Origin of the sequence: Rhizobium johnstonii 3841 (assembly GCF_000009265.1) — a bacterium.
GTDB classification, from domain to species: Bacteria; Pseudomonadota; Alphaproteobacteria; order Rhizobiales; family Rhizobiaceae; genus Rhizobium; species Rhizobium acaciae.
This window is the reverse complement of sequence record NC_008380.1, coordinates 319,176-345,171: the sequence shown is the minus strand read 5'-3', so window position 1 is coordinate 345,171 and position 25,996 is coordinate 319,176. Positions and strand designations below refer to the sequence as shown.

The 25,996-nt window shown below is 61.5% G+C and carries 28 protein-coding genes and 1 pseudogene; 15 read left to right on the top strand and 14 right to left on the bottom strand.

The genetic code is table 11. The features are described 5' to 3' along the window. Positions 1 to 51: 51 nt before the first annotated feature. From RL_RS01625 to RL_RS01615, 3 genes are all read right to left on the bottom strand, one after another. Positions 52 to 735, bottom strand: coding sequence for a type 1 glutamine amidotransferase domain-containing protein (locus RL_RS01625; protein WP_011650115.1), 684 nt, complete (start codon positions 733 to 735; stop codon positions 52 to 54). Between the two features lie 121 nt (positions 736 to 856). Beyond that, positions 857 to 1,912 carry an NAD(P)-dependent alcohol dehydrogenase gene (locus RL_RS01620; protein WP_011650114.1) on the bottom strand — a complete coding sequence of 352 codons (1,056 nt, stop codon included), beginning with the start codon at positions 1,910 to 1,912 and terminating at the stop codon, positions 857 to 859. 11 nt (positions 1,913 to 1,923) lie between these two features. Continuing rightward, positions 1,924 to 2,355, bottom strand: a complete 432-nt coding sequence (locus RL_RS01615; protein WP_011650113.1) for a GlcG/HbpS family heme-binding protein — start codon at positions 2,353 to 2,355, stop codon at positions 1,924 to 1,926. Positions 2,356 to 2,602: 247 nt separating this feature from the next. Between RL_RS01615 and RL_RS01610 the strand changes: the two genes are divergently transcribed. Continuing rightward, positions 2,603 to 5,467 (top strand): ATP-binding protein, encoded by a 2,865-nt coding sequence (locus tag RL_RS01610; RefSeq protein WP_011650112.1) that lies wholly within the window; start codon positions 2,603 to 2,605, stop codon positions 5,465 to 5,467. On the opposite strand, the gene RL_RS01605 is transcribed toward RL_RS01610, so the two are convergent. Continuing rightward, positions 5,464 to 6,363, bottom strand: coding sequence for a LysR family transcriptional regulator (locus RL_RS01605; RefSeq protein WP_011650111.1), 900 nt, complete (start codon positions 6,361 to 6,363; stop codon positions 5,464 to 5,466). The genes RL_RS01610 and RL_RS01605 overlap by 4 nt on opposite strands. A gap of 153 nt (positions 6,364 to 6,516) precedes the next feature. Between RL_RS01605 and RL_RS01600 the strand changes: the two genes are divergently transcribed. After that, the gene (locus RL_RS01600; RefSeq protein ID WP_011650110.1) at positions 6,517 to 7,164 is read left to right on the top strand and encodes a hydrolase; all 648 of its coding nucleotides are present in this window, start codon (positions 6,517 to 6,519) and stop codon (positions 7,162 to 7,164) included. A gap of 303 nt (positions 7,165 to 7,467) precedes the next feature. On the opposite strand, the gene RL_RS01595 is transcribed toward RL_RS01600, so the two are convergent. The 3 genes from RL_RS01595 to RL_RS01585 all read right to left on the bottom strand — a co-directional run bounded on the left by RL_RS01595 (position 7,468) and on the right by RL_RS01585 (position 10,257). Then, the gene (locus tag RL_RS01595) at positions 7,468 to 7,998 is read right to left on the bottom strand and encodes a dihydrofolate reductase family protein (protein WP_011650109.1); all 531 of its coding nucleotides are present in this window, start codon (positions 7,996 to 7,998) and stop codon (positions 7,468 to 7,470) included. Between the two features lie 200 nt (positions 7,999 to 8,198). After that, positions 8,199 to 9,233: an SDR family oxidoreductase gene (locus RL_RS01590; protein ID WP_011650108.1), complete on the bottom strand. Its 1,035-nt coding sequence runs from the start codon at positions 9,231 to 9,233 to the stop codon at positions 8,199 to 8,201. 28 nt (positions 9,234 to 9,261) lie between these two features. Next, positions 9,262 to 10,257 carry an aldo/keto reductase gene (locus RL_RS01585; protein ID WP_011650107.1) on the bottom strand — a complete coding sequence of 332 codons (996 nt, stop codon included), beginning with the start codon at positions 10,255 to 10,257 and terminating at the stop codon, positions 9,262 to 9,264. A gap of 101 nt (positions 10,258 to 10,358) precedes the next feature. Here RL_RS01585 and RL_RS01580 point away from each other — a divergent pair, with 101 nt between their 5' ends. Further along, positions 10,359 to 11,306: an AraC family transcriptional regulator gene (locus RL_RS01580; RefSeq protein WP_011650106.1), complete on the top strand. Its 948-nt coding sequence runs from the start codon at positions 10,359 to 10,361 to the stop codon at positions 11,304 to 11,306. A 240-nt stretch (positions 11,307 to 11,546) separates the two neighbouring features. Here the strand turns inward: RL_RS01580 and RL_RS01575 are convergent, their stop codons facing one another. After that, on the bottom strand, positions 11,547 to 12,428 hold the full coding sequence (locus RL_RS01575) for an AraC family transcriptional regulator (protein ID WP_011650105.1): 882 nt from the start codon (positions 12,426 to 12,428) through the stop codon (positions 11,547 to 11,549). Between the two features lie 287 nt (positions 12,429 to 12,715). Between RL_RS01575 and RL_RS01570 the strand changes: the two genes are divergently transcribed. Continuing rightward, positions 12,716 to 13,207, top strand: coding sequence for a GNAT family N-acetyltransferase (locus RL_RS01570; protein ID WP_011650104.1), 492 nt, complete (start codon positions 12,716 to 12,718; stop codon positions 13,205 to 13,207). Positions 13,208 to 13,395: 188 nt separating this feature from the next. Here the strand turns inward: RL_RS01570 and RL_RS01565 are convergent, their stop codons facing one another. Continuing rightward, positions 13,396 to 14,367 carry a LysR family transcriptional regulator gene (locus RL_RS01565; protein ID WP_011650103.1) on the bottom strand — a complete coding sequence of 324 codons (972 nt, stop codon included), beginning with the start codon at positions 14,365 to 14,367 and terminating at the stop codon, positions 13,396 to 13,398. Positions 14,368 to 14,445: 78 nt separating this feature from the next. On the opposite strand from RL_RS01565, the pseudogene RL_RS01560 reads away from it, so the two are divergent. Both RL_RS01560 and RL_RS01555 read left to right on the top strand, forming a co-directional pair. Further along, positions 14,446 to 14,969, top strand: a pseudogene (locus RL_RS01560) (hypothetical protein). Positions 14,970 to 15,067: 98 nt separating this feature from the next. Then, positions 15,068 to 15,358, top strand: a complete 291-nt coding sequence (locus RL_RS01555; protein WP_011650101.1) for an AbrB/MazE/SpoVT family DNA-binding domain-containing protein — start codon at positions 15,068 to 15,070, stop codon at positions 15,356 to 15,358. Here RL_RS01555 and RL_RS01550 read toward each other — a convergent pair. Beyond that, positions 15,355 to 16,248 (bottom strand): LysR family transcriptional regulator, encoded by an 894-nt coding sequence (locus RL_RS01550; protein WP_011650100.1) that lies wholly within the window; start codon positions 16,246 to 16,248, stop codon positions 15,355 to 15,357. The two genes, RL_RS01555 and RL_RS01550, sit on opposite strands and share 4 nt — an antisense overlap. Before the next feature lie 105 nt (positions 16,249 to 16,353). Here RL_RS01550 and RL_RS37160 point away from each other — a divergent pair, with 105 nt between their 5' ends. Both RL_RS37160 and RL_RS01540 read left to right on the top strand, forming a co-directional pair. After that, a complete protein-coding gene (locus tag RL_RS37160) occupies positions 16,354 to 16,728 on the top strand; it encodes an Atu4866 domain-containing protein (RefSeq protein WP_011650099.1) in 375 nt (124 codons plus the stop codon). Between the two features lie 144 nt (positions 16,729 to 16,872). Continuing rightward, the gene (locus RL_RS01540) at positions 16,873 to 17,607 is read left to right on the top strand and encodes an SDR family oxidoreductase (protein ID WP_011650098.1); all 735 of its coding nucleotides are present in this window, start codon (positions 16,873 to 16,875) and stop codon (positions 17,605 to 17,607) included. A gap of 111 nt (positions 17,608 to 17,718) precedes the next feature. On the opposite strand, the gene RL_RS01535 is transcribed toward RL_RS01540, so the two are convergent. Next, a complete protein-coding gene (locus RL_RS01535; RefSeq protein WP_011650097.1) occupies positions 17,719 to 18,282 on the bottom strand; it encodes a methylated-DNA--[protein]-cysteine S-methyltransferase in 564 nt (187 codons plus the stop codon). Between the two features lie 260 nt (positions 18,283 to 18,542). Here RL_RS01535 and RL_RS01530 point away from each other — a divergent pair, with 260 nt between their 5' ends. The 4 genes from RL_RS01530 (at position 18,543) to ybaK (ending at position 21,292) form a co-directional block, all read left to right on the top strand. Continuing rightward, positions 18,543 to 19,151 (top strand): 2'-5' RNA ligase family protein, encoded by a 609-nt coding sequence (locus RL_RS01530; RefSeq protein WP_011650096.1) that lies wholly within the window; start codon positions 18,543 to 18,545, stop codon positions 19,149 to 19,151. A gap of 101 nt (positions 19,152 to 19,252) precedes the next feature. Next, the gene (locus RL_RS01525; protein ID WP_011650095.1) at positions 19,253 to 20,314 is read left to right on the top strand and encodes a succinylglutamate desuccinylase/aspartoacylase domain-containing protein; all 1,062 of its coding nucleotides are present in this window, start codon (positions 19,253 to 19,255) and stop codon (positions 20,312 to 20,314) included. Positions 20,315 to 20,435: 121 nt separating this feature from the next. Continuing rightward, positions 20,436 to 20,786 (top strand): ArsC family reductase, encoded by a 351-nt coding sequence (locus RL_RS01520; RefSeq protein ID WP_011650094.1) that lies wholly within the window; start codon positions 20,436 to 20,438, stop codon positions 20,784 to 20,786. Between the two features lie 32 nt (positions 20,787 to 20,818). Further along, positions 20,819 to 21,292: a Cys-tRNA(Pro) deacylase gene (gene ybaK, locus RL_RS01515; RefSeq protein WP_011650093.1), complete on the top strand. Its 474-nt coding sequence runs from the start codon at positions 20,819 to 20,821 to the stop codon at positions 21,290 to 21,292. 76 nt (positions 21,293 to 21,368) lie between these two features. Here ybaK and RL_RS01510 read toward each other — a convergent pair whose 3' ends face one another. Then, the gene (locus RL_RS01510) at positions 21,369 to 21,812 is read right to left on the bottom strand and encodes a MarR family winged helix-turn-helix transcriptional regulator (RefSeq protein WP_011650092.1); all 444 of its coding nucleotides are present in this window, start codon (positions 21,810 to 21,812) and stop codon (positions 21,369 to 21,371) included. A gap of 82 nt (positions 21,813 to 21,894) precedes the next feature. Here RL_RS01510 and RL_RS01505 point away from each other — a divergent pair, with 82 nt between their 5' ends. Both RL_RS01505 and RL_RS01500 read left to right on the top strand, forming a co-directional pair. Next, the gene (locus tag RL_RS01505; protein WP_041936138.1) at positions 21,895 to 22,578 is read left to right on the top strand and encodes a glutathione S-transferase family protein; all 684 of its coding nucleotides are present in this window, start codon (positions 21,895 to 21,897) and stop codon (positions 22,576 to 22,578) included. Between the two features lie 126 nt (positions 22,579 to 22,704). Further along, positions 22,705 to 23,958: an aminopeptidase gene (locus RL_RS01500; protein ID WP_011650090.1), complete on the top strand. Its 1,254-nt coding sequence runs from the start codon at positions 22,705 to 22,707 to the stop codon at positions 23,956 to 23,958. On the opposite strand, the gene RL_RS01495 is transcribed toward RL_RS01500, so the two are convergent. Then, on the bottom strand, positions 23,906 to 24,817 hold the full coding sequence (locus RL_RS01495) for an EamA family transporter (protein ID WP_011650089.1): 912 nt from the start codon (positions 24,815 to 24,817) through the stop codon (positions 23,906 to 23,908). The two genes, RL_RS01500 and RL_RS01495, sit on opposite strands and share 53 nt — an antisense overlap. 81 nt (positions 24,818 to 24,898) lie before the next feature. Here RL_RS01495 and RL_RS01490 point away from each other — a divergent pair, with 81 nt between their 5' ends. Then, positions 24,899 to 25,399 (top strand): MarR family winged helix-turn-helix transcriptional regulator, encoded by a 501-nt coding sequence (locus tag RL_RS01490; protein WP_011650088.1) that lies wholly within the window; start codon positions 24,899 to 24,901, stop codon positions 25,397 to 25,399. Between the two features lie 3 nt (positions 25,400 to 25,402). On the opposite strand, the gene RL_RS01485 is transcribed toward RL_RS01490, so the two are convergent. Next, entirely contained in the window at positions 25,403 to 25,996 is a 594-nt protein-coding gene (locus RL_RS01485) for an NAD(P)H-dependent oxidoreductase (RefSeq protein ID WP_011650087.1), read from the bottom strand.

Sequence of the window (25,996 nt, the reverse complement as noted above, 5' to 3'; positions counted from 1 at the left end):
GGTCGCGGTATGAGGGGCACGCCCGAATGTTTCAGCCTGCGTCTCATCAATTCACGCCGGAACGGCAGCCCGTTTGAGGGCGGCGACCAGTTCTTTTCCCAGCGGCCCCGCCGAGGCGGGGTTCTGGCCGGTGATAAGGCGGCCATCAACGACGACGTGAGGTTCCCAGTTGGATGCAGAGGAGTATTCGGCGCCCTCCGCCCTTAACGCATCCTCAAGTTCGTAAGGTACGTCATCGCGAGCGTAGTCGTACTCTTCCTTCTTCGAAAACGACGTAAGCTTCTTGCCGCGCACGAACGGCGTGCCATCCCCGAGGTCGACGCTGAGCAGCGCGCACGGACCGTGACAAACAGCGGTTACGAGCTTTCCGGTGGTCCAAGCGCGCACGATGGCCTTCTGGACATCCGCGTTACGCTGGATGTCGACCATGGGCCCGAGGCCACCCGGCACCAGGATGGCGTCGTAGTCCGCAGCGTCCACTTCGGACAACTTTCGGCTATGATTCAGGCGACGAAAGGCCTTGCTCTCGAGAAACTCCTTTTGGGCGGGGTCTTTCTCGTCGTACGCGTCGTAGGGCGTCCATCCGCCAGCGGGAGACGCGAACTCTACGGCGATCCCCGCCTTGTCGAGCACGTCGAAAGGATGAGCGACCTCGGCGAAAAAGAAGCCGGTCTTGCGACTGTGCGGACCGATCACGGCTGCGTTTGTGACGATGAACAGGACATGTTGAGTCACGATCTTCTCCTTGAATAAATTATGACGCGTTCAAAGATTGGGTTGCATTCGGACATGAAGTCACTTGGGGCGCAGGATACTTGGCGCGGCAGTAATCCGGTCTCGTTGCGCCCTCATGCTGTCAGAACGTCACGACGGCACGCCCAACGATTTTATTGTCGCGCATCAGGTCGATATATTCGTTGATGTCGTCGAAGGAGATCGTCTTGATCGTGTGCTGGATTTTGCCTTCGGCCGCGAGCGCCATTACCTCGGTGAGATCCGCGTTGTTGCCCCAGAACGACCCGTGGAAAGTCTGTTCGCCGGACACACGCGGGAACAATGGGATATCGATGCGATCGCCGATGAACCCGACATCGGCATAGTGGCCGCTGATCGCCAGCCGCGAGAAGGCGAGCTGCATCATCTCGGTCGCGCCGGCGCAATCGATGATCGCATCGAACTTGTCCTGGCCAGTGGCTTTCCTGAGCTCCTTGCCAACGTCCTCGGAGGACTTGCCCTCTATGGCGATGATATGATCCGCGCCATATTTCTTGGCCACCTGCAACTTTTCTTCATTGCGGGCCACCGCGACGACCGGACCGCCGGCGCCAAGCAATTTGGCATATTGGACGGCGTACGCTCCGAGCCCGCCAATGCCAAACACACCGATCACCCGATCCGGGCCGAGGCCACCGGCGTTACGGATTTTCTTGAGGCCGCGGTAGGGCGTCAGCCCGGCGTCGGTCAGCGGCGCGAGCTGCTCGAACTTCAGGTGTTTCGGCACCTTGATCACATAGCGTGCCGGTACCGGGATATACTCCGCGAAGCCACCATCGGGGCCGAAGCCGGGCCAACGGACATTGGGACAGATGTGCGTATCGCCGACCATGCAATGGCGGCAGACACCGTCGCCCCAACCGGGTGCGACCACCACGTGATCGCCTTCTTCGATGCCGGCAACCTTTGGCACGACGCTGCCGATTTTCTCGATCGTGCCTGTAATTTCATGGCCGGGAATGACCGGTGGGGGGATATCGCCATAGCCCTGGAAGAAGCCGTCGATCAGCAACACATCCGACCGGCACATACCGCAGGCAGCAACCTTCACCAGCACCTCGTCGGGCTGAATATCGGGGACCGGTATATCCTCGAGAACCAGGGCCTTTTTATACTCCAAGATACGCGCTGCTTTCATCGCAAGTCTCCCTACGGTTTCGCGTTTGGTGAAATTGCTTCTGCTGCCGCCACGGCGACCGCGATGTCCTGCTCGACCGAACCGGCGCTGGTGCCGACCGCGCCGATGATCTGGTTGTCGTACTTTACCGGCAGACCGCCGCCGAAGATCACGACATTGCCGCCATTGCTCTGTTCGATCCCGAACAGCGGTGCGCCGGGCTGAGCGAGCTCGGCAAGATATTCCGTCGTCTTGTCGAACAAGCGCGCTGTCTTCGCCTTACCGATGGCAAGATCGATGCTCCCGGCGAGCGCACCGTCCTGGCGGGTGAATGCGATCAGCGCGCCTCCGGCATCGACCACCGCGATATTGTAGGGGATGCCGAGGTTGGCTGCCTTGGCCTCGCCGGCCTGCAGCATCTGCTTCGCATCCGACAGCGTCAGTGTGTTGAGCGTGCGAGGCATGCGGCCGTTCCTTCCATCCGGTTTCCGCTCTGTCAGTCCGACACGAGCGCTACCGGGAATGGCCCCCGGAGGTAGAGCGCCCAAATGCATGAATGTTTTCCTGCCGACCGACTTGCGCCCGGACCAACCGGCTCAGCCTTTTCTCAAGTTGGCCTGGGAACGTAAATAGCATCGAGGCGCTGGCGGCGCCGGTTAAAAAAGGTAAATTTAATGCAGCCGTGGAGATTACTTCAGCCAGGGAGCTACGATGGAAGAATTGGAAGAGGCCAACGTAACAACCTATTGTTTCGGCGACTGCCGCTTCATTCCCGCTCGCCAGTTGTTGCTTCATCGCGAGGTTCCAATCCGTGTCGGATCCCGTGCGATCGATCTACTTCATGCGCTGGTACGCCGGCCTGGTATCGTTGTCAGTAAGGACGAGCTCTTTCGCGCAGCCTGGCCGAACGTTTTCGTCGATGAGAGCAACCTCAAGGTCAACATCGCAGTGCTGCGGCGCGCTCTGGCGCAGGTTGAGCCCGATCTAACTTGCATCGCAACCGTGCCGGGCCGCGGCTATCGGTTCGTCGCGCCACTGCGCGTCCTCGGCGTTGCTGACGAGGCAGCTCTTTCCGACGCGGTCAGAGGTATTTCAGGGGAATTGCCAGCCCCACCGGCGCTGATCGGGCGCGACGAGGCTATGGCCGACCTCGCCGGCGCGCTTGCCGAGACCAGGCTGCTTACAATTGTCGGCCCACCCGGCGTCGGCAAGACGAGCGTAGCTGTCGCCACCGCACGGCAGGTCGGTGAGAGCTTGAAGGACGGCGTCTGCTTCGTCGATCTTGCGGCGATCGACTCTCCGCAGCTGGTAGCGCCGGCAATTGCCTTTGCGTGTGGCCTGAACAGCAATCTCGTCAATATCCTGGCAGGTCTTGTCGAAATGTTGCGCGACCGTGAATTGTTGCTGGTGCTCGACAATTGCGAACATGTGTTGAACGCCGCGGCGACGGTTGCAGACCACCTCAATCACGCGCTTCCGAGGCTTCTCGTCGTCACGACGAGTCGAGAGCCACTCCGGTGCAGGCGGGAGTCGGTCTATCGTCTCGCCCCGCTTCGCTTTCCGCCCGCGGGGAGCGAGCTGGACGCGGCAGCGGCGTTAGACTTTTCGGCCGTAGAATTGCTGGTACAGCGCGCTGTGACGCAGGGATATCGGCTCGACGATGCGGACGCCTCTTCGCTCGCGGCCATTAGCCGTCGCCTCGATGGTATCGCGCTGGCGATAGAATTGGCGGCCCCGCGGCTGTCCACCGATGGGCCTGCCAAGCTGGCCGACCTGTTGGAGAATGCCTTCGATGCGTTTGTGTTGCAGGGGAACGCGGCGGCGCCTCGGCATATGACGCTGATGGCGATGCTGGACTGGAGCTATAGGTTACTTCCCGAGCGCGAAGCATGTCTGCTGCGTCATCTATCACTATTTAGTGGAACTTTCACGCTGAACGATGTTGTCGGCGTCTGCGGCCATCTCGGGTCGGCAGAGGATGTCGGGGCGTGGCTGGAGAGCCTTGCCGCCAGATCGTTGTCGTCTGTCAGCTATCATAGCGGACACCGATACTATCGCCTCCTTGACAGCACGCGGAGCTTCGCCAGCGAACGCCTTCGCGCGAGCGGCGAAGAGCAGGCGGCGATGGCGAGCTATACGCACTACCTGCTGGCTCTGTTCGAACAAGGCGAAGTCGAGTGGAACTGGCGGGCGCGCGAAGATTGGACCGCACGTTACGGCCGTTGGGGAAATGATCTCCACCGAGCCATCGATTGGGCGTGGCGTGATGGACACAACAGGGAACTCGGCATCCGGCTGACCGCAGCCGCCATTCCACTGTGGAACGAGCTGTCCTCCCTCTCAGAGACCCGAACGCGCGTGGCTGAAGTGGTGGAGGGGCTCAATGGTCTGGCTATGGACGATGTTGTGCTCAGATTGAAACTCGTGTCGGCGCACGCCCTCAATCTCAATTTCGGCGACGATCGCGGACCGGAGATTGAAGCGGCGTGGCGTGAAGCGAGGACCCTTGCCGACGAAACCGGGAATGTCGAGTATCGGTTGCGAACGACGATGGGCTGGGCCGGCGCGAAGACATTCGCCGGAAATCATCGCCAAGTCCTGTCCGCCCTTTCCGAACTCCGCGGCCTCCTCAACCAGGAAGGAGGTCACTCGGCGGTGCCCGATGTCACGAGACTGGAATTGGTCAACCGTTTCTACTGCGGCGATATCGAGACTTCGGTCGCGGGCCTCAAGGCGTTGGCACGCAGTCATTCCACGGTCGCCTATCGCTCGCAGACGTCAAGGTTTCAACTCGATCGCTTCGTCGGAATACGGTCCTATCTCGCGCCGATGCTGTGGGTAGTCGGCGAGCACCGGGAGGCCTTCGATGTGGCGCAGGAATGCATTTTAGCCGCAACGACCATCGGCCATCCCGTCTCGCTCATGCATGCGTTGGCGGTGGGGGGACTTTCGGTATCGCTTTGGTCTGGCCTTCTTGACGTGGCGCAGGACCAGTTGAAGCGGCTGGAAGCGCAGTACCAAATCTGTCAGCTGGACATTTGGCCGCCCCTTATTCGATTCTATCGGGCTGCCATCGACACCGCTGGCCGTGACGCGCAGGCGGTAGACAGAATGCGTGACGCTATCGGCGGACTCAGGAGCCGCAATCTGCGGATTCATTTCGCAATGAACCTCGCAATGCTCGCGGACGCTGCTCTGTCCCATAATCGTCTCGATGTCGCGCGCGCCGTCGCGGCAGAAGCCAGCGATTATCTGGAGCGGGACGAGGCTTGGTGTCGCTCAGAATTGTTCCGCGTCATTGGCCTCACGCGGTGGCGCGAGGGTGATGTCCTTTCCGCCGCGGAAAATTTGGCCATGGCGGTGCGGGCGGCGCAGCGAAGCGGCGCTCTAACTCTCGAACTGCGCGCTGCGACCCAACAGGCCAAACTCGCGCTGCAAACTGGACATGGTGATATCGCGCTAAGTCACTTGGCCTGCGTGTACCAACGCTTCGAAAGCGGCTTGCATACCGCCGATGTGGTCGCGGCGCGCGACCAGCTGGAGGTTGGTCAGATGATCTCACGGGGCGGCTCTTAATCTGCCCACCCCAAATCGTGAAAGGACGGAGCCGGTTCGCAATACTCAATCAGCAATTCGGTGAGGACCCGTATCTTCCGTGCGGGATGCTGACCTGGCGGGCGGATGACATAGGCACCTGCCGGGGGTGGTGGATAATGCGTCATGACCGGCACAAGCGCGCCGGAGGCAATAAATTCATGGGTAAGGCAATCGGGCAGGTAAGCGATCCCTAATCCTGCTACCGCGGCGGCGACCAGAGCAGTACCGTTGTCGGCTTTAAAGCGCCCCTGCGGACGAACCGTGATGATCTTGTCGCCATCCATGAGTTGCCAGGCTTCGGTGCCCTGCATGAGGGCCTCATGAGCGATGAGTTCCTCCGGCGTCTCGGGAGACCCATGCGCCTTGATGTAGTCCGGGCTTGCGACGAACTTCCCATAGATCGGTCCGACGCGTCTTGCGATCAAGTTGGAGTCCTGAAGATAGCCAACCCGGATCGCACAATCATAACCCTCTGTGATGAGATCGACGAAGCGATCACTGTAGCAGGTGTGGATGTGGAGCTGGGGGTGGCGGCGCGCCATTTCCGCGAGGATGGGAGCGAAGTGAGTCTGGCCGAAGGAAAGCGGCACGGCAACTCGCAAGCGGCCGCGAAGGTCACCGGCGGGTAGGATCGTTTCCCTGGCCACGTCGATCTCGGCGCAGACTCTCGCTGCATAATCTCGGAACGTGACCCCTGCTTCCGTGAGAGCGGCGCCCCGGGTGGTCCGTGCAAGAAGCTGGACACCAAGTTCCGCTTCAAGCCGGAAAAGCCGCCGACTGACGATCGACTTGGAGACGCCGAGCCGGAGCGCGGCCGGCGAAACGCCCCCGGCATCAGCCACTTCCACGAATGTCTGCAGTTCTTCGATATCCATTTAGCGTTCCCCTTTCCGCGACACAGCTTGCCATAAAAGCGTGCTACCGCATCTCGAATAGGAACGGCAATACTGCTTCCAGGCAACGTCGCCCTTGGCGCATGTCTCCCGCAAAACCAATGCCGCTCATGGGCGGCAGCAAAGGAAGTAATAATGACCTTTCGTAACGGCCTTGCTTCGCTTCTTCGTCCCGAAGATTCGGTACTCGTTCTGATCGACCACCAGCCCTACCAGCTCGCGAACCTGAACAGCCACGATCCGCATGCAGTGGTCAACAATTCGACGGCACTGGCGAAGGCCGCGAGGGCTTTCGGTGTTCCCACCATCCTGACGAGCGTGATCGCCGATCGGGGCGGTCTGATCTTCCCGCAAATCACCGACGTATTTCCCGGCCAGGAGGTAATCGACCGGACGTTCATCAATACCTGGGAAGACAGGAAGGTCGTGGACGCGGTCAAAGCAACCGGCCGCAAGCAGCTGATCATCGCCGGCCTGTGGACCGAAATCTGCGTCGCGATGCCGGTGATCCAGGCGCTCGGCGAAGGCTGGGATGTGACTGTTATCACCGACGCGTCGGGCGGCACTTCGGTCGAGGCCCACGAGGTCGCCATCCAGCGCATGATCGCGGCTGGCGCGAACATGATGACCTGGCTGGCGCTGGCGTCCGAATGGCAGCGCGACTGGGCGCGCACCGAGCACGCTGCAGAGTTGACGGAGGTTCTCAAGCAGCACGCCGCCGGTAGCGGCATCGCGTACCTCTGGGAGCAGCAGCTGCTCAACACACCTGTGCCTAGAGCATGATGCTGAAAAGTGTCAGCGGTTTTCGGACGACATCATGCTCTAACTTTTTAATTTAGAACAGGATTCAGATTTTAGGCCGATCTGGCCTAAAATCATCCTGCTCTAGCAACGCAGGCTGGTCTGCACCCGGATCAGGCGCCCGTCCGCTATCGCGGGCATCACCTTTGCGACGGGCGCCCCTATGAATTCTTAGGCTGCGCGCCGTCACCTCCGTCGACGGCACCAAGCGGGCTGTTTCCGTCGCTTTGGCCCCAACCCAAGACCAAGACTTTCGCGGCGATTTCCATCTGGCGAGTCCCGAGATCAAGCCGGAACGTAGGTCAACCTGATCACATCCTCGCCAATCCGGTCATGAGCCATCAGGCGGAGCGGCGGCCTGGGTCCGGCGAAATATGGCTTGCCGTGACCGAGCACGACGGGGTGCAGGTAGATGCGATACTCATCGATCAGGCCAAGTTCGGTCAGGCTTTGCGCCAAATTGGGGCCGGCAACTTCGATCTCCCCGTCGCGTTCCGCCTTCAGCTCGCGGATCGCGGCCGCAAGATCTTCCTCAACAAGCCTGGCGTTGGGACCGACCGACTTCGATGAGCGCGAGACGACCCATTTCGGCTGGTTCCGCCACGCTGCCGCGAAGGCGTGTCGCTCTGCGTCCCATTCAGGATGTTCGTCGTCCCAGTAACGCATGACCTCATACATCTGGCGACCGTACACACTGCCCGCCTGCCGCTGAGCCTCCTCGATGAAGTGGCGGAAGAGTGTCGGGCTTGGCCCAAACGCCGTATGATCGACGTAGCCGTCCAGGGACTGGTTCATTCCGAACACAAGCTTGGCCATACTCACTTCCTTTCCTTAAAAGGCATATCCGCGCAAGCTGATTGCACTATGCAATCGGTTGTAAGTTAGTTCAACTGGTTTTTGAAATGCGCATAAATCCGCGACCCGATGTTCGCCACCCGCCGTGTCCACGCTATAATCCGCAGGCGCGCATTTCGTTGCCGTAGGGAACCGCCGTCGATCTTGGGTGTCTCCAATTTCTAATCCTTCATGTTGACCCGGCCGAGGCGGATGAGGCTGTCGGCCGTGGCGCCGATAGCCTCTTCACGCGAGCGGGGCTCCCAACCAAGCAGGCGTTGGGCCTTCTCGCTGCTGGCGTTCATATTGACGCCGAGATGCGGCACGATCCCCTTCATCGCCGGATTGAACAGCGCGACGACGCGGACGAACCAGTTGGGCAAAACACGCGTGGACACCTTGCTCGCGCCTTTCCCCAGACGTTGTTTGAGAAGCCTGGCGATCTCGACCATCCACAGGCTTTCGCCCGACGCTGCGAGGAAGCGCTCGCCCCTTGCTGCGGGATCGGTCATCGCGCGTAGATGCAAGTCGGCGACGTCGCGCACGTCGACAACGCAGGTATTGATCTTGGGACAGCCCTGCTGACCGTCCAGCAAGTTCTTGATGAGACGGATCGAGTGGGAATAGTCGGGACCGAGCGCGGGCCCGAGCACGGTCGTGGGGTTGACACTCGCAAGCTCGAGCCCGCCGCCCTCGCGGGCAATGAAATCCCACGACGCGCGCTCGGCCAGCGTCTTCGATCTCTGATAGGGCGCCACATGCCCGTTCAGGTCACTCCAGTCGGTCTCGACGAAGGGACGACTTCGCGGTTTGTGGCCGACGCCGATCGCACCGAAGGCCGAGGTGAGCACCACCCGCTTCACGCCCGCATCGCGTGCCGCGCGGAGCACGCGCATGTTGCCGTCGACCGCAGGCCTGACCCAATCTTCCTCGCACACCTGATCGCCGGACGGCGTAGGCGAGGCGCCGTGGATCACATAGGTGCAGCCTGCGGCAGCCTCCGCCCAGCCGTCGTCGGCGGTAAGGTCAGCAGCGATAAACGAAAGGCGGTCGCCTGGCTCGGCACCGCCAGTCCTGAGGTTGCTGAGAACCTCCGCCTCTCGCGACAGTGACCTGAGCGTGGTCCGCACGCGATAGCCCGCCCGCAAGAGCGCCAGGATGCAATGCTGCGCGATGAACCCGCTTCCGCCGGTCACGAGCACCAGTTCGCCACTCATAACGATCTCCAGACTTGCTTGTTGTGCATCAGCGGTCGATCCCCGCCATGATCCAGTCGGGATAGCGATTGCCGGAGACCGTACCAGTCGCCAGTGCATCGTCGAGCGTCTGCATCTCGGCAGGCGTCAGCCGGACAGCGTCTGCCGCGACATTTTGCTCGAGGTAGGCGCGACGCTTGGTGCCGGGGATCGGCACGATAAAATCGCCCTTGTGCAGCAGCCAGGCGAGCGCGATCTGCGCAGGCTTTACACCCTTGGCTTCAGCGATGTCGAGCACCGCCCGCGCCGCCCGTAGGTTGGCGCCGTAATTCTCGCCCTGATACCGTTCATCGATGCGGCGGGTATCGCCTTCAGGATAGTCTTCCGCGCGCTTCACCCCGCCGGCCAGGAAGCCGCGTCCGAGTGGACAAAACGGCACAAGACCGATGCCCAGGTCGCGCAAGACCGGGATCACGTCGGCTTCGAGATTGCGTTCCCACAGCGAATATTCGCTCTGCAGCGCCGAGACCGGATGGGTGGCATGCGCGCGGCGCAGCGTGGCGGCACCTACCTCGGACAGGCCGAAGAAGCGGACCTTGCCTTCCTTCACCAGCTCGCCGACTGTACCCGCCACATCTTCGATCGGTACCTTGCGATCGATGCGGTGCTGATAGAGCAAGTCGATATGGTCGGTTTGCAGCCGGCGCAGCGAGCCCTCGACCGTCTGGCGGATCGCCGCGGGGCTGCTGTCGGTCTCGGTGCCGAGCTGGCGACCATTCTCGAATCGAAAGCCGAACTTGGTGGCGAGGACCACTTTCTCGCGACGGTCGCCGAAGGCGCGGCCGAGAAGCTCCTCGTTGGTGTGCGGGCCGTAGCCTTCCGCCGTATCGAAGAAGTCGCAGCCGAGCTCGATGGCACGATGCAGGGTGGCGATCGATTCGGCCTCGTTGGCCGGTCCGTAGGACTGGCTCATGCCCATACAGCCCAGGCCAATCGCGCCGACCTTGAGGCCCTGATGTCCAAGTTGCCGTTTGCTCAATATCATTGTCATTGGCCTCGTCGTTCTGGTGTGTGGCAGTGAACATAGATGTGGCAGGGCGGACGTTGAATGCTTGAGAATACGCAATACTTGCGCGAGAATACGAAATGACTACTGATCCCTTCTCCGACATTCTCAAGCTTGCGCGGGCGGAAACGCTGGTCACGGGTGGATTCACCGCTGGAGGCCCTTGGGCGATCCGTTTCCCCGTGCCGAAGACGATCAAGTTCTTCGCCGTCGTAAAGGGAGGCTGCTGGGTGACGCTCGACGGCGAAGCGCCTATCCGGTTTGCAACTGGTGATGTGGGGCTGCTCTCGGCGCCGCGAGCATTCGTGCTCGCCAGTGATCCCGATGTCTCTCCTGTCGACGCGATGACGTTGTTCTCCGGAGTCGGGCGAACGACGGCTCAACTCGGCGACGGTGACGACTTCGCGCATGTCGGCGGACACGTCCTACTTGATCCCGTGAGCGGCCGCCTGTTGGCGGACGTGCTGCCGCCCTGGATCCACGTGCAGGCGAACTTGCCCGCGGCCACGACGTTCCGCTGGCTGCTCGACCGGCTCGTCGAGGAGCGAACATCCGATTTACCAGGCGCTGAACTCGCATCCGCTCAGCTGGCGCAGCTGCTTTTCATCCAGATCCTGCGGGCCCATCTGGCCGGAGCACACTGCGCAGGCAGCGGCTGGCTAAGGGCGCTAAGCGATCCGCGCATCGCGCCGGCCCTACGTTTGATGCACGAGGATCCAGCGCGGGCATGGCACCTTGAAGATCTCGCTGCTGCCTGCGCCATGTCGCGGACGACGTTCGCCGACCGGTTCCGCACCGTCGCCGGCGTCGCGCCCCTGACCTACCTGACACAGTGGCGCATGCGACTGGCTGAGCAGGCACTGCGGGACGAGGCAGGAAAATCGGTGGCGTTGATCGCGCGCTCAGTCGGCTACACGTCGGAGAGCGCTTTTAGTAACGCGTTCAAGCGGGTAGCCGGTAAGTCGCCGAAATCTTACCGAGACAATAATATGCACAAACGCAGTTTGACGCAGGTCAAGGATATCTGATGCACTCCGGACCTTGGCTGTTGCGCACCTCTCAGGTGTTCGAAGGCTGACGCTGACGGTACTTCTGCCGCGTTCGCGGTTCGGACCTGGAATGGTGCGCTAAGAGCCGATGGTAGTCGGTAGATGGCTTGCGGGGATTGTAGACATTCCCCCGGGGCTCAAGCCCCCCGGCCGGCCCGAGGCGGACAACGGCCTGTCCGCTTCCAGCGATCAGAATGGACAGGCCGCCGCCAGAGGGCGCTATTTCAGCGGCAGAAACAGTTCCGCCACCGCCTCATGCTCCGGCACTTCGGGGAAGAAGCTCAGCCGCTGGCAATAGATCGGGAAGTCGCGCACTTCCTCGCCGCTGGCCGGAAGCCAGTCCCGATAAAGGTAGAGCGCGGCGGGCTCCAGATTGTCGGTGTTGCCGACGACACGCAGCACCGCGCAGCGTCCGCCAGGGATCTCGCCGGCTTTGATCTCCTCGCCATTCGCCTCGATCGCTTGATCGGTCCCGACACAAAGGTCCACGCTATAATCGGTAGGCGACTGAGGACGCCGCTCTGAACGCCAGACATTGAAGGTCGGACTTGTCCTGGGGTGCAGGCCAGCGGCCTTGCGCCAGGCGATGAACCGCTGGATGGTGGCGCCGAGCGTCGCCGGGTCGCCCCGATGCTCCATGATCGCCACCGGCGTGGTGGGCACATTGCGAATTATCACGTCGTCAGTGGTAAAAGTCTTCTGCATGAGCTTGCTCCTTGCATTGTCGAGAGGCCCGAAGGCGGCAAGCCACGGCTCCCAGTCGGGAGACTTCCGAAACGACGAAGGCGATTGCCCGAACCGTTGCCGAAAAGCGCGGGCGAAGGCATCCGGTGCATCGTAGCCGGCATCCATCGCTATATCGGTGACGCGTTCTTCGTCCCTGTAAACCAGCCGGTATGAAGCGCGCTTCATGCGGGCAAGCTGGATATAGCGATGTACTGACAATCCGAAGGTCGCCGTGAACTGCCGGTGGAAGTGAAACTTCGAGAAGGCTGCGACACCGCTCAGAAGGTCAAGATCGAGATCGTCATCAAGGTGCTGGTCGACATAATCCAGCACTCGCAACATCCGCTCATGATAGTTCCGAAGCGCTGCGGTCATTCGTCTTGCTCTCCGTGTCAGCTCAAACTAGATCCCTCCGGCAACGCAGCGCTCGACCGATCTTGCGGTTTGGCATGGATCAGCCGGTGCCGCCCGATCGGAGCATCTTGCGATCCTCGCCCGGCACTGTTATTCGCATTTCCGTCTTAGAGGAGAACGCCTTTGTTTGCCGTCGCAACGATCCAGAACTCACCGGCTGCGGCGGTAGGGATAAAGGCGCTCGGCATCGTGACCGAGCGCTGATCCTCGCTCTATCGCTCGGCCATTAGCGCGCCCAATGCTGGCGCATGTCTAATGTCGAGAAAACGATGATTATCGAACTAACGTCTCATGATTTTGAAGCGGTGCTAAAGGGCATGGCGCCTCATCATCTGCGCCTTGTCCAAGACAGCGCGATTGCGCCTCCTGACGTACTCGCGATGTTGAGCCGCCTCGCGGCTGAAATCGGCGCTGATTTCTCGCCGTCGGCCTGGATGATCGTGGACGATGGCGAGATCGTCGGCCTCTGCTCCATCGTTCGGGTTCCACAAGATGGAAACATCCATATCGGCTATGGGATTGCGCCTTCCCGTCAGGGCCGTGGATGCACCACGCGGGCCATAGGGCAGTTGCTGGAGTGGGCGCGGGACGACCCTCGCGTGGCTTTGATCTCTGCAGAAACCGGGTTTGAGAACATCGCGTCACAGCGTGTCCTTGAACGCAATGGATTTATTCGTGTCGGCGAGCGTATCGATGCCGAAGATGGTCCATTGATTTGCTGGGAAGCAATGACCGTGTAGGTTTGCCGGCTGGAAAAGCCCGTACAGGAAAACGGCCGGCCGAGGTTCAATTAGCTCGGCCAGCCGTTGTCATGGAGGGATGACGACTGCTATCCGGCTTCAGCGGCCGTGGTGACCTCGACGGAGGCCGCCCATCGTTGATCTGCTTCACAAGCGGTTTGGATCTATTCCAGTTCACGCTTCCCACCTCAGCGCATTTTCGTGGCTGGTGTTTGCCTGTCGTCGATGTGAATTCGGGTTTTGTCGGCAGCGTCCGCCCGGCTTTTCACGTGATCAATGAAGGCCCGCAGCTTCGGCATCACTTGATGACGACTGGGATAGTAGAGGAACACACCCGGCGCCACCGGTTCGAAAACCTCCAGGACGCGGACGAGTTTTCCCGCCTTCACGGGTCCGGCGGCGATTGGCTCCGGCACTTGCGCAAGCCCCATATCTCCGATGGTTGCTCCCAGCATGGTGGGAAAGTCGTGGGCGATCAGCGGCCCGGAGACAACAGCCTCGATCGGCTTTTTGCCAATGACAAACGACCACGGCGCGATTGAGCCGTTCGAGCGGCGCATGCGGATGCAGGCATGCTGACGCAGATCGTCGATACGCTCGGGCCACCCTCTCCGGCGCAGATATTCGGGGCTGCCGACGACCACCAGCGGGAAGGACGGCGTCAGCCGGACCGCGACCATGTCGGCTGCGATGAACTGGCCGAGCCGGATACCGGCGTCAAATCCGTCGGCGGCGATATCGACCAGTTCCTCATTCGCGGCGATCTCCACCTCGATCTCGGGAAAGGCCTGGCAGAAGGATGCGATCAGTGGCTCCAGCAGGATCGGCACCACTGCCGGCGGCACAGTGAGACGCAACAGTCCAGCCGGTCGCTGCCCGAGCTCACGCGCAAGCGCGCTTGCGGCGACCAGTTCCTCGAAAGCGGGCTTTGCGCGCGTCAGGAACCGCTCACCGGCCTCCGTCAGGCCGACACTGCGCGTCGTGCGGATGAAGAGCACTGCGCCGACACGCTCCTCGAGAGCGCGTACGGCCTGGCTGATTGCCGATGGGGTCACTCCGAGTTCCCCAGCTGCTTTGCGAAAACTGCGGTGCTGGGCAACGCTCAGAAACGCCTCAACGCCGTCGAGCGCGCCTTGCCTGACTGTGAAGTTCTGCTTCATACCGCATCGATATTATCGCGAATAGTCGACCGCGGGAAGCGGCCGTACATTTGGATCCCACAAATCAGGAGTGCCCCGATGTCGACGGAATCCATCTTCCAAACCCATCTCGTCCTAGGCTATGTCGCGTGGCTGATTTGCTTCGGCGCCTATATTCTGCCCTGGCTCACATCGATGGACAGGGTCAGGGCGCACCGCGCCATCGCCACTCTGCACAGCTTCCGCTTCTTCGGGCTCGTCTTCATTCTGCCCGGCGTCGTCGGCCCCAACCTGCCCGCCAGCTTCGCCGCCTTCGCCGCCTATGGCGACCTCGCGGCCGGGCTGCTCGCCATGCTGGCGCTCATCACGATCAGGATACGCCCGATCTTCTGGCTGTTCGTCGTCGCCTTCAATCTCGTGGGAATGGGCGACCTCGCCCTCGACTATTATCACGCGATCCAGGCCGGCCTTCCCGCGCAGGCGGGGAGCTGGGCGCCGCATATGCGATACCGATCATTTACGTGCCCCTGCTGATGATCACCCACGTCTTCGCATTCTATTTGCTGATGCGCCCTCAGCCGAAGGCAACCCAGGCCCTCGCTGGCGAGGCTGCGGTATCTTAGTACTCCGCCGTCTCAAGCCCTGAACCTCGCGATAGTGTGGTGACGGAACCATCTGCCTCGCATATCTTGTCTTTGTGTTACCTGCGGGACTCAAGCTGATGGCTCACTCCGAAAACCTCATTGCAACGGTCTCGACCAACGGGCAGATCATTCTCCCAAAAACGATCCGCCAGCGGCGGGAATGGGAGGCTGGTACTCGGCTGATCGTTGAGGAAGCTGCGGAAGGCGTGCTTCTGAGGCAGGCTCCTGCCTTTTCTCAAACCAAGCCGGACGATGTATTCGGCATGCTTCCCTTCAGCGGTGAGCCGAAAACTCTGGAAGACATGGAAGCCGACGTATTGGCCGAAGCCCGCCGCCGTGACGGCCTCGAATTCGCAGATGGCATCTAACCCTTAGACTTGCGGACATAATCGACCAACGCGCGCAGTTTCAGCGGCTGCCTCTGGCGCCGGGGGTAGTAGAGATAGAAGCCCGCGAAGGGCGGGCAGAAATCCTCCAGCAGCGGCACGAGTTCGCCCCGTTCGATATAAGGCTGGAAGGTCTCCACCATGCCGAAGGTGATCCCGGCCCCCGCGCAGGCCATGCGGATCATCATTCCCATGTCGTTGGTCGTAACAGTGGGATCGACGGAGACGTCGAAGTCGCGGTCGTTTTCGGTGAATTCCCAGCGATAAGGCGCCGTATCCGGGCGTGGCCGCCATCCGATGCAGGCGTGTTTCTGCAACTCGCCGGGATGGCGGGGATGGCCGCGGCGCTCGAGATAGCTGCGGGATGCGGCGGCGCATTGTCGCTGCTCTTCGGAGACTGAGATCGCGATCATGTCCTGCTCGATCACCTCACCTAGCCGGACACCCGCGTCGAAGCCGGCCTCGACGATATCGAATTCGTCATCGGTGATGGTGATATCGAGTTTGATATCAGGGCAGGCTTCCATGAAGCCGGCCAGCAAGGTGCCGGAGAGGAAGTTCTCAGCGATCGAGGAAACGGTGATCCGCAGCAGGCCGCTCGGGCGCGCCTGCATTTCCCTTACCGTCTGCATCGCATCCTTGACCTGACGGACCGATGGACGAACCGCGTCGAAGAACACTTCGCCGGCTTCGGTCAGGCTGACGCTGCGCGTCGTGCGCTGGACCAGGGCGACGCCGACCCGATCCTCCAGGCGCTGCAGGGCCTGGCTGACGGCGGAGCGGGTAACGCCGAGCCGCTCGCCGGCGAGCCGGAAGTTGCGCGCCTCCGCCACCGCAAGAAAAACTGAAATGCCTTCGAGATCGTCGACCATTGGTTAGCATCTCTAACCAAGGCATCCTGGATTGGCAACTTAATCACTCGGGTTCTCCGTATTATCTTTCAGTCGAGGTCAACGAAGGCTTCGAAAGGCAAGGCAATGCGAAGGATTTTCAAAAGCCCCGTCCTGCGGTTTTTCACGGCGGTCACACTGGCTGGCGCGGCGACCAGTTCGTTCGGCGCCGATACCGTGAACGACCGAGAAACTCAGCAGCAACAAACAAGCGAGAACAGAATGCAGCAACATCCTTATGTCGGCATGTGGGTTACGGATGATGGCCGCGTCCGCCACGAACTTCTGCCCAATGGCCGCTACGACGAAGCCCGTGGCAGCAGGGAAAGCGCCTACCGGGGACGCTACGAAGTCACCGGAAGCCACATCGAATATTGGGATGACACCGGCTTCACAGCCGACGGCGATTTCGTCGACGGCAATACCCTCCATCATGGCGGCATGGTGCTTCGGCGCAAATGATGTGCCGCCTGAAAGGCAACGATGCACTGCGCGCAAACTTCGACGCCTGGGCGGAGACATCGCTCAGCGCCGATTTTCCCACCTGACCACCAAGAAAACCCTCAGCCGCATCGCCAGGCGAGCGGCGTACACATGGAGCTTGAAATGTCTGATATCAAAGGAAAAGTCATTGCAATCACCGGCGCCAGCAGCGGCATCGGAGAGGCTGCGGCGAAGGTGCTGGCTGCCGCAGGCGCCCATATCGTCATCGGCGCCCGCCGCACCGAGCGCCTAGAGGAACTCGCCGGCGAAATCGCCGCAACGGGCGGGACGGTGCGCCTGCGACAGCTTGATGTCACCGACCGTTCCCAGGTGGAAGCCTTTGCAGGTTTTGCCCGCTCCGAATTCGGCCGGCTGGATGTCATCGTCAACAATGCCGGCGTCATGCCGCTGTCGCCGCTCGAGGCTCTCAAGGTCGACGAGTGGGACCGGATGGTCGACGTCAACATCAAGGGCGTTCTCTACGGCATCGCGGCGGCGCTCCCGATCATGAAGGCGCAGGGATCAGGGCAGATCATCAACCTGTCTTCGATCGGCGGCCACAGCGTCTCCCCGACGGCGGCCGTCTATTGCGCGACGAAATTTGCGGTGCGGGCAATCTCGGACGGATTGCGGCAGGAGACCGATCGTATCCGCGTGACCGTCATCTCTCCGGGCACGACGACATCGGAACTGGCCGACACGATTACCGATCCGACGGCGCGGGACGCCATGAAGGCTTTCAGGGCGATCACGATCAGCCCTGAGGCCGTCGCCAATTCGATCCTCTACGCCGTCAGCCAGCCTGATGACGTCGATGTCAGCGAGATCATCATCCGCCCGACTGCCAGCCCGCATTGAGCGGCTGACACTGCTACTGAAGCAATTCCTGCAAAAGTGCGCAGCGGCTTTGCCAGGCAAAGCGCGAAGCGATTTTGCCGGGAATTGCGGAAAACGAAAAGCCTCCGCCGCCTAGAAACCCAGGGACTGCTGGGCAGGCGGCGGCGGGCCGAGGTTGACGCCTTCGAGTTCCAGCATGCGGGCCTTCGATGACGAACCGCCGGGAGCCGAGAAGCCGCCGATCTTGCCGCCGGCTGCAAGCACCCGGTGGCAGGGAATGATCAGAGCGACCGGGTTCTTCGCCATCGCCTGGCCGACGTCGCGGGCGGCTTCCGGCCCGACGCCGAGCTCCTTCGCCAGCGCGCCGTAAGTGGTGGTGCGGCCCCAGCCGACACGCCTTGCCGCCGCATAAATATCCCGGAAGAAGGCATCCTGGCCGGCAAGGTCGAGGTCGACGCCGGAAAAATCCGTCTCCTCACCCTGGAAGTAACGCTTCACCGCAGCGACCGTCTCCAGCACGGCAGGCGTCGGCGCGCCGGCTTCGGCATCCGGCAGGCGGCGCAGCAAGAGCCGTTCGGTCGCTTCTGCTGATTTGGTCGGCAGTTGGAAACGGGTGATGCCGGCGTCACTCCAGGCAATGCCGCAGAAACCGCCCGCGGTTTCGAAGATGAGATAGTGGTGCGTTGTCTCAGCCATGACACAGCCTCCGCGTTTTCGATTATCTCAAAATCGTATGGGACGGCCTCGGTTTCAACCCGTTTCTTGCGCGCATAAGGCTTCCGGGAAATATCGCGATGCGTCTCTCGAAATGTCGATCGAACGTCCACATCATCCGTTCAGAGCGGATTGTATCGGAAAATTATGTTCTCTTTCTGTTCTTGATATTCAATCTCGTCAGAGTATCCTTCGTCGCGTTTTGGAAACGACGAGGTGGGTCATGACGACCCTGAGAGCCCATGAACCAAATCTCCTTCGACTTCGAGGATAGGCGAAGTCGGCGCAGGCGACCGGGCGAAAACCATAGCGGCGGACACCGGCTTTTCTTCGCCCTCTGTCCGCCTGCGGCGGTCGAGCGGCAGGCGGCATCAATCGCCGATGACTATGGCAAGGCTTTCTCTCTTTCGGCAAAGCCGCGGCTGACCACGCTGCATGTGACGATCATCGGCATCGACGATTATGAAGAATTGCCCGAGGACGCGGTCTTTGCGGCGCGCCAAGCCGGCGCCACGGTGGAGAGCGCGCCGATCGCGATCACTTTCGACAGGATCATGAGCTTCAGGCGGGAAGGCAAGGCGCGGCCGCTCGTGCTTTACGGCGAAGGCGGGCTGAGGCTGCTCACCCGACTGCATGTCCAGCTCGGTGTCGGCATGCACAATGCCGGACTGCGGCACAATATCAGCCGCGATTTCACACCGCACATGACACTGCTCTACGACCGCAAGACCGTGCCGACGGCGAGCCTCGACACACCGGTTTCATGGACCGCGTCCGAATTCCTGCTCATCCACAGTGTTCTCGGAAAAACCGAACATCGGATCATCGATCGCTGGCCGCTGCTCGGCTGAGGCAATGATGTCTCCGGACCACGCTTGCGCTTGCCCTATTTCCGCTCATATAGCTCGGAATGCCTAACCGGGCGCTGGTTACAAACGGGAACGAAGACAGCATGGACGTTTCAGAGATCATCATCCCTGGAGATACGCCGGGAACGGAGTGGCGGTTGCCGGTGCTGCGCTTTAAAGGTCACGATCCGAAGGCGCCGAAGATCTATATCCAGGCGGCACTGCATGCCGGCGAGCTGCCGGGAACGGTGCTGCTGCATTTCCTCTGCGAAAGGCTGCGGCAGGCGGAAGACCAAGGCGGGATCGCCGGCGATATCACCATCGTGCCGCAGGCCAATCCGATCGGTGCGGCGCAATCGCATTTCGGCGAGTTGCAGGGTCGTTTCGACCTGGGCTCACGCACCAATTTCAACCGGGATTTTCCACTGATCTCGATTGTCGATCGCGCCACGCTGACCGAAGATCTCGATGATTACCCGGCTACGGACAGATTGAAGAGGCAGCTGCTGCATATGGCGCTTGGCGCCGATCTCGTGCTCGATCTGCATTGCGACGATGAATCCCTGCAATATGCCTATATCGACGAGGCCTTCTGGCCGGAGGCGGCCGATCTTGCCGCTGCACTCGAGATGGAGGCGGTGCTGCTTTCGGATGGCGAAAGCTCGGCCTTCGAGGAGGCCGTCGGCTTTGCATGGAAATATGAAGTGCCCGGCGAGCGCCGACCCCGGCTGCCCGGCAAACTCTCCGTCACCGTCGAGCTGCGCGGCAAACGCGACGTCGATCCCGTGCTGGCGAAAAAGGACGCGGACGGGCTCTGGCACTTCCTCTCGGCACGCGGGATCGTTGGCGATGGGAAGCCCGCGGCGACGGTATTTTCCGGTCCGGCCGTGCCGCTCGACAATGTCGAGATCATTCGTACGCCAGAAGGCGGCGCCGTGCTTTTCCATCGCGACATCGGCGAAAGGGTTGCCGAAGGCGATCTTCTGGCGACGATCGTCACCCGGCCCGGGCAGCCGGGCGGCAGCATCGAGCTCACCGCGCCGCAGGACGGGCTGATCCTGACCCGGACCTCCGACAGGCTGGTGCGGCGGCGCGGCGACCTGATGAAGATCGTCTGCGACGAACCCAGCAAGGCTTCCCGCAAGGCCGGCACGCTGGAGAATTGAGCCACGGGCCGGCTTTGCCTGCCTCGATCGTCGACGCGCTCCGGGGATAAAACGTTGCACGGCGTTTGCGCCGGCCTTCGTGCATGTTATCTCGCTGTCATCACAGGGAGATCGATCGGGCATGGCCGTCACCATCTATGGCATCAAGAATTGCGACACGATGAAGAAGGCCCGCAACTGGCTGGAAGAACATAGCGTCGCCTATGAGTTTCACGACTACAAGGCGCTCGGTATCGACCGCACCCATCTCGAAGCCTGGATCGACGAGGCCGGCCTCGATACCGTGCTCAACCGCGCCGGCACCACCTTCCGCAAATTGCCCGACGCCGAGCGCGAGAACCTGACCCGGGAGAAGGCGATCCAGCTGATGCTCGACCAACCGTCGATGATCAAGCGGCCGGTGCTGGAGGCGGAGGGGAAATTGCTGGTCGGCTTCAAGCCGGAGATTTACGCCGGAACATTCGGAAGCTGACAGGCGGCCGGGTGAACTCACGAGGAGAAGAGATGTCCAAGACCACGCGCGCGACACAGCTTCTTTCGCAGGCAGGCGTCGCCTTCACCGTTCATGCCTATGACTACGACCCCAATGCCGAGCGCGTCGGGCTGCAGGCGGCCGAAGCACTCGGCGAGGCGCCGCACCGGGTACTGAAGACGCTGATGGCGGAGGTGGACGGCAAACCGGTCTGCGTCGTCGTGCCGTCGGATCGCGAGGTCAGCATGAAGAAGCTTGCCAGCGCCTTTCACGGCAAATCTGCCCACATGATGAAGCCTGCCGATGCCGAGCGGCTGACGGGCTATCATGTCGGCGGCATCAGCCCATTCGGCCAGAAAAAGACCGTGCCGACAGCGATCGAGGAAGCCGCCCTTGCCGAACCGCTCGTCTATATCAATGGCGGGCAGCGCGGGCTGCAGGTGCGGCTCGATCCGAAGGCTGCGTTGAAGGCGCTGAAAGCGGTCGCCGCGCCACTGATTGCCTGATCGGAGCATGATGCCGAAAAGTCTGAGCGGTTTTTCCGACGACATCATGCTCTCGCTCTTCAATTGAGAACAGGATTCAGAGAAAGCGGTCGAGCAGGCCGGCGATCGCCTTCGCCTCGTTTTCGGCAAGCTTGCAGCCGATATGAGTGTCGATCGATTTGGCATAGACGATCCACATGCGCTCGCGAAGCTTTCGGCCGGCATCTGACAGCACCACCCAGCGGCCGCGTCCATCCTCAGCGAAGACCTCGCGCCGGACCAGGCCCTCCCGTTCCAGCCGGTCGAGCAGCCGGGAAAGATTATACTGCGCCAGCAACGTCCGCTCCTCGATCTCGTAGGGGCGCAGCTTGCCGTCTTGCGAGCGCGCCAATTCCCACAGCACGTCATACCAGGCAAGCGGCGGCATGCCGGCCGCCTTCAGGTCGGCTTCGATGGCGCCAAGCAACCGCTCGCGGGCGCGCATGATGCTGGTCCAGGCAGAGGTGACTGCTTCGCTCGGATTCGACGGTTTTTCAGACATAAATGCAGTTACATCTATCTTGAATTTCGCCGCAAGCACTATTAGATGCATTTACATCTATCATCGTCGTGTGGAGACCGCCATGAGCAAGCTTACCCTCGTCAGCCATCATCTGTGCCCCTATGTGCAGCGCGCCACGATCGCGCTGCTCGAAAAGGGCGTGCCCTTCGGGCGCATCAACATCGATCTTGCCGACAAGCCGGACTGGTTCCTGCAGATCTCGCCACTCGGCAAGGTGCCGCTGCTGCGGATCGAGGAGGAAGACGGCAGCCAGGCCGTGCTGTTCGAAAGCAGCGTCATCTGCGAATATCTGGAGGAAACGCAGCCGGGTGTGGCGCTGCATCCGAGAGATGCGCTGACGCGTGCCCGCCATCGCGGCTGGATGGAATTCGGTTCCTCCTTGCTTTCCGATCTCTGGGGTTACGAGACGGCTGAGGATGCCGCGCAGCTGGAGGCCAAGCGCACGGCACTCATCTCCAAATTCGCAACTGTCGAGAAGGTGTTGACGGACGGCCCCTATTTCGCCGGCAACGACTTCAGCCTCGTCGACGCCGTCTTCGCGCCGGTCTTTCGGTATTTCGATCTCTTCGAGACGCTCGGCGACAGCGACATCTTCGAAGGGCTTGAACGGGTGAAGCGCTGGCGCAAGACGTTGTCCGAACGGTCAAGCGTCAAGGCCGCCGTTGGCGAAGACTATCCGCAGCGGCTGATGGAATTCCTCGAAAAACATAACTCGATCCTGCTCAGGCTGCCTGCCGCAGCTTAAAGCCCCGCGAGCGGCCGGACATATAATCCGGCCGCTGCAATTCGGCAGCGGCGCGCTTCATTTTCGCCGCAAACGGGTCTAAGTCTTCCAGCCTCCCACCGTCGATGACAGAAGGCAGGTTGAACCATGACTTTCATGCCCCAGAGCCAGAACACCGTTGATCCCGTCAAGCTGGAAAAGCTTGCGGAAGTCGCCGTCAAGGTCGGGCTGCAGCTGCAAAAAGGTCAGGACCTGGTGATCACCGCGCCTGTCGTGGCGCTGCCGCTCGTCCGCCTGATCACCAAACACGCTTATAAGGCCGGCGCCGGGCTGGTCTCCGCCTTCTATTCCGACGAGGAAACGACGCTGGCGCGCTATCAATACGGCAGCGACGAGAGCTTCGACCGCGCCTCCGGCTGGCTCTACGAGGGCATGGCCAAGGCCTATGCCAATGGGGCGGCCCGTCTTGCGGTCGCCGGCGACAATCCGATGCTGCTGTCCGAGCAGGATGCCGGCAAGGTCGGCCGCGCCAATCGCGCCAACTCCACCGCCTACAAGCCGGCGCTGGAGAAGATCTCGAATTTCGACATCAACTGGAACATCGTCTCCTATCCCAACCCATCCTGGGCCAAGGTGGTCTTCCCCGACGATCCGGAACCGATCGCGATTGCCAAGCTCGCCAAGGCGATCTTTGCCGCTTCGCGCGTCGATGTCAGCGATCCCGTCGCCGCCTGGGCCGAGCACAATGCCAATCTCGGCAAGCGCTCCGCCTGGCTGAACGGCGAGCGCTTCGCCTCGCTGCATTTCCGGGGACCGGGCACCGACCTGACGATCGGCCTTGCCGACGGACATGAATGGCACGGCGGCGCTTCCACCGCCAAGAACGGCATTACCTGCAATCCGAACATCCCGACCGAGGAAGTCTTCACCACGCCGCATGCGCTGCGCGTCGAAGGCCATGTCTCGAGCACCAAGCCGCTCTCGCACCAGGGCACGCTGATCGACAATATCCAGGTGCGTTTCGAGGGCGGGCGCATTGTCGAGGCCAAGGCCTCGCGCGGCGAAGAGGTCTTGAACAAGGTGCTCGATACCGACGAGGGCGCGCGCCGGCTCGGCGAAGTGGCGCTGGTGCCGCATTCCTCGCCGATCTCGGCGAGCGGCATCCTGTTCTACAACACGCTGTTCGACGAAAACGCCTCGTGCCACATCGCGCTCGGCCAGTGCTATTCCAAATGCTTCCTCGATGGCGCGACACTGAGCCAGGAGCAGATCAAGGCACAGGGCGGCAATTCCAGCCTGATCCATATCGACTGGATGATCGGCTCGGACAAGGTCGATATCGACGGCCTCAAGCCGGATGGTTCACGGGTTCCGGTGATGCGGCAGGGCGAATGGGCCTGAGCGGCATCATCGTGCGCTGACTGAGCCACACGCTGGCAAGAACCATAGCCAAACCGCCGATCTGCACCGGCGTCAGGCTCTGGCCGAGCGCCAGCCAGCCGAGCAGGGTCGCGACCAGCGGACTAAGGAAGCCAAGCGAGGCAACCGCCGAGGGCTCGATGCGCGACAGGCCACGGAACCAGAGCAGATAGGTGAAGGCTGCGCCGATCAGCCCGAGATAGGCAATGCCGGCAATGTTTGCGGCGGTCGGCATCGGCAGCGCCGGTTCCAAGAAAAAGGCAAAAGGCACCAGCAGCATGCCGCCCGCCGTCAATTGCCAGGCGGTGAAGGTGAGGTTTGAGACCGGCGGCGCCCAGCGGCGCGTCAGCACCGTGCCGAAGGCCATCGAGACCGCGCCGGCCAGACCGGCAGCGACACCTATCGGATCGAGCCCCGCCTTCGGCGTCAGCACCAGCAGTCCGACGCCGGCCATGCCGGCGAGACCAGCCAGTACGGCAAGCGGCCGGACCGGCTTGCCGAGAAAAAGCTGCGACAAAGCGATGACGATCAACGGCTGCACGGCGCCGACCGTTGCGGCAACGCCGCCTGGCAGCCTGTAGGCCGAGACGAAGAGCATCGCCCAGAAGAACGAGAAGTTAAGCGCGCCGAGAACGAAAGCCCTTCCCCACCAGATGCCGAAAGGCAGCTTTCTGACCAGGAAGAGAAGCAGCAAACCGGCCGGCAAGGCGCGCAGCATCGCCACCGTCAGCGGATATCCAGCCGGCAGGAAAGTGGTGGTGACGATATAGGTGCTGCCCCAGATGGCGGGTGCGAGCGCGGTTGCCGCAAGATCGGCGACGTAACGTGAATTTGTCTTCATATCGAGAATCTCTATTTCAAGATAAATTCATCTTACGCCTTCTTATCTTGACGTCAAGATAATGAATGATATCGATGGAGCATGAGCGAAGACGGCAAGATGGACCATGTCGACAAGATCCTGGCGCAATGGCGACGGGAGCGGCCGGACCTAGACGTCGAACCGATGGGCATCCTCGGGCGTCTGAAACGCCTGAGTACCCATCTCGGCCGCGAAGTGGAGGCCGTGCTCATGAAGCAGGGGCTGTCGTCCTCCGCCTTCGACGTGTTGGCGACGCTGCGCCGCGCCGGCGCGCCCCACCGGCTTTCGCCGGGGGAGCTTCTGGAGATGACCATGGTCAGCTCCGGGACGATGACGAACCGCATCGACCAGTTGGAGAAGGCGGGCTACGTCGAACGTATCCTCAATCCGGAGGATCGCAGGAGCGTGCTCATCGCGCTGACGGAAAAAGGGCTTGCGACGGTGGAGACCGCCGTCGATGCGCATGTCGTCAATCAGCACCGGCTGTCGAAAAATCTGAGCGCGGCCGACAAGGCGGAACTCGACAGGCTGCTGCGCAAGTTTCTTGCGGACTTCGAATAGCGCCTAGCGGATCGCCGACAGCAGCTTGCGCACACGATCGAGATGCGCCCTGCGCTTTACATCCGAGGCCCGGTCCATGTCGTGCAGGCTGAGCATGCGGAAATTCAATCCCTTCGAGCAGAAGGCGGCGATGCCGCGCTTCAAGAGCCGGCGTACCGGATCGCCCATATAGAGACGCACCAGCCACCAGGGCGAGCCTGTCGTCGTCAGCGCATAGAGCAGCCTTATATGGGTCAGCTGCGGCACGATACGGCCGCCGGCGGCATCATGGCTGAAGGCAACGCCGGGGGCGAAGACCCGGTCGAAGAAACCCTTCAGGATGGCGGGGAAATTGAACCACCATTGCGGAAAGACGAGGATCAGGCCGTCGGCAGCCTTCAGGCGGGCGACAATATCGGCAACGGCTGAAGTATCGTAGGGCTGATCGAAATAACCGCCGCGCTCAGCCTTCGAAAGACGCGGATCGAAATTTTCGGCATAGAGATCGAACAGGTCGACAACATGGCCGGAGGCTTCCAGCGCCTCACGCGCAGTCCTTGCCACGGCAGCGGCGAAACTATCCTCCAGCGGATGGGCAAGCACCAGCAGGATCCGCAT

Excerpts from the sequence above, each read along its gene's own strand:
- RL_RS01540 (WP_011650098.1), top strand. The coding sequence starts at position 16,873 with ATGTCTGATATCAAAGGAAAAGTCATTGCAATCACCGGCGCCAGCAGC.
- RL_RS01520 (WP_011650094.1), top strand. The coding sequence starts at position 20,436 with ATGGCCGTCACCATCTATGGCATCAAGAATTGCGACACGATGAAGAAG.
- RL_RS01500 (WP_011650090.1), top strand. The coding sequence starts at position 22,705 with ATGACTTTCATGCCCCAGAGCCAGAACACCGTTGATCCCGTCAAGCTG.
- RL_RS01610 (WP_011650112.1), top strand. The coding sequence starts at position 2,603 with ATGGAAGAATTGGAAGAGGCCAACGTAACAACCTATTGTTTCGGCGAC.
- RL_RS01590 (WP_011650108.1), bottom strand. The coding sequence starts at position 9,233 with ATGAGTGGCGAACTGGTGCTCGTGACCGGCGGAAGCGGGTTCATCGCG.
- RL_RS01570 (WP_011650104.1), top strand. The coding sequence starts at position 12,716 with ATGTCTAATGTCGAGAAAACGATGATTATCGAACTAACGTCTCATGAT.
- RL_RS01565 (WP_011650103.1), bottom strand. The coding sequence starts at position 14,367 with ATGAAGCAGAACTTCACAGTCAGGCAAGGCGCGCTCGACGGCGTTGAG.
- RL_RS37160 (WP_011650099.1), top strand. The coding sequence starts at position 16,354 with ATGCGAAGGATTTTCAAAAGCCCCGTCCTGCGGTTTTTCACGGCGGTC.
- RL_RS01550 (WP_011650100.1), bottom strand. The coding sequence starts at position 16,248 with ATGGTCGACGATCTCGAAGGCATTTCAGTTTTTCTTGCGGTGGCGGAG.
- RL_RS01575 (WP_011650105.1), bottom strand. The coding sequence starts at position 12,428 with ATGACCGCAGCGCTTCGGAACTATCATGAGCGGATGTTGCGAGTGCTG.
- RL_RS01595 (WP_011650109.1), bottom strand. The coding sequence starts at position 7,998 with ATGGCCAAGCTTGTGTTCGGAATGAACCAGTCCCTGGACGGCTACGTC.
- RL_RS01530 (WP_011650096.1), top strand. The coding sequence starts at position 18,543 with ATGAACCAAATCTCCTTCGACTTCGAGGATAGGCGAAGTCGGCGCAGG.
- RL_RS01615 (WP_011650113.1), bottom strand. The coding sequence starts at position 2,355 with ATGCCTCGCACGCTCAACACACTGACGCTGTCGGATGCGAAGCAGATG.
- RL_RS01620 (WP_011650114.1), bottom strand. The coding sequence starts at position 1,912 with ATGAAAGCAGCGCGTATCTTGGAGTATAAAAAGGCCCTGGTTCTCGAG.
- RL_RS01555 (WP_011650101.1), top strand. The coding sequence starts at position 15,068 with ATGGCTCACTCCGAAAACCTCATTGCAACGGTCTCGACCAACGGGCAG.
- RL_RS01485 (WP_011650087.1), bottom strand. The coding sequence starts at position 25,996 with ATGCGGATCCTGCTGGTGCTTGCCCATCCGCTGGAGGATAGTTTCGCC.
- RL_RS01505 (WP_041936138.1), top strand. The coding sequence starts at position 21,895 with ATGAGCAAGCTTACCCTCGTCAGCCATCATCTGTGCCCCTATGTGCAG.
- ybaK (WP_011650093.1), top strand. The coding sequence starts at position 20,819 with ATGTCCAAGACCACGCGCGCGACACAGCTTCTTTCGCAGGCAGGCGTC.
- RL_RS01585 (WP_011650107.1), bottom strand. The coding sequence starts at position 10,257 with ATGATATTGAGCAAACGGCAACTTGGACATCAGGGCCTCAAGGTCGGC.
- RL_RS01600 (WP_011650110.1), top strand. The coding sequence starts at position 6,517 with ATGACCTTTCGTAACGGCCTTGCTTCGCTTCTTCGTCCCGAAGATTCG.
- RL_RS01535 (WP_011650097.1), bottom strand. The coding sequence starts at position 18,282 with ATGGCTGAGACAACGCACCACTATCTCATCTTCGAAACCGCGGGCGGT.
- RL_RS01580 (WP_011650106.1), top strand. The coding sequence starts at position 10,359 with ATGACTACTGATCCCTTCTCCGACATTCTCAAGCTTGCGCGGGCGGAA.
- RL_RS01605 (WP_011650111.1), bottom strand. The coding sequence starts at position 6,363 with ATGGATATCGAAGAACTGCAGACATTCGTGGAAGTGGCTGATGCCGGG.
- RL_RS01490 (WP_011650088.1), top strand. The coding sequence starts at position 24,899 with ATGAGCGAAGACGGCAAGATGGACCATGTCGACAAGATCCTGGCGCAA.
- RL_RS01525 (WP_011650095.1), top strand. The coding sequence starts at position 19,253 with ATGGACGTTTCAGAGATCATCATCCCTGGAGATACGCCGGGAACGGAG.
- RL_RS01495 (WP_011650089.1), bottom strand. The coding sequence starts at position 24,817 with ATGAAGACAAATTCACGTTACGTCGCCGATCTTGCGGCAACCGCGCTC.
- RL_RS01510 (WP_011650092.1), bottom strand. The coding sequence starts at position 21,812 with ATGTCTGAAAAACCGTCGAATCCGAGCGAAGCAGTCACCTCTGCCTGG.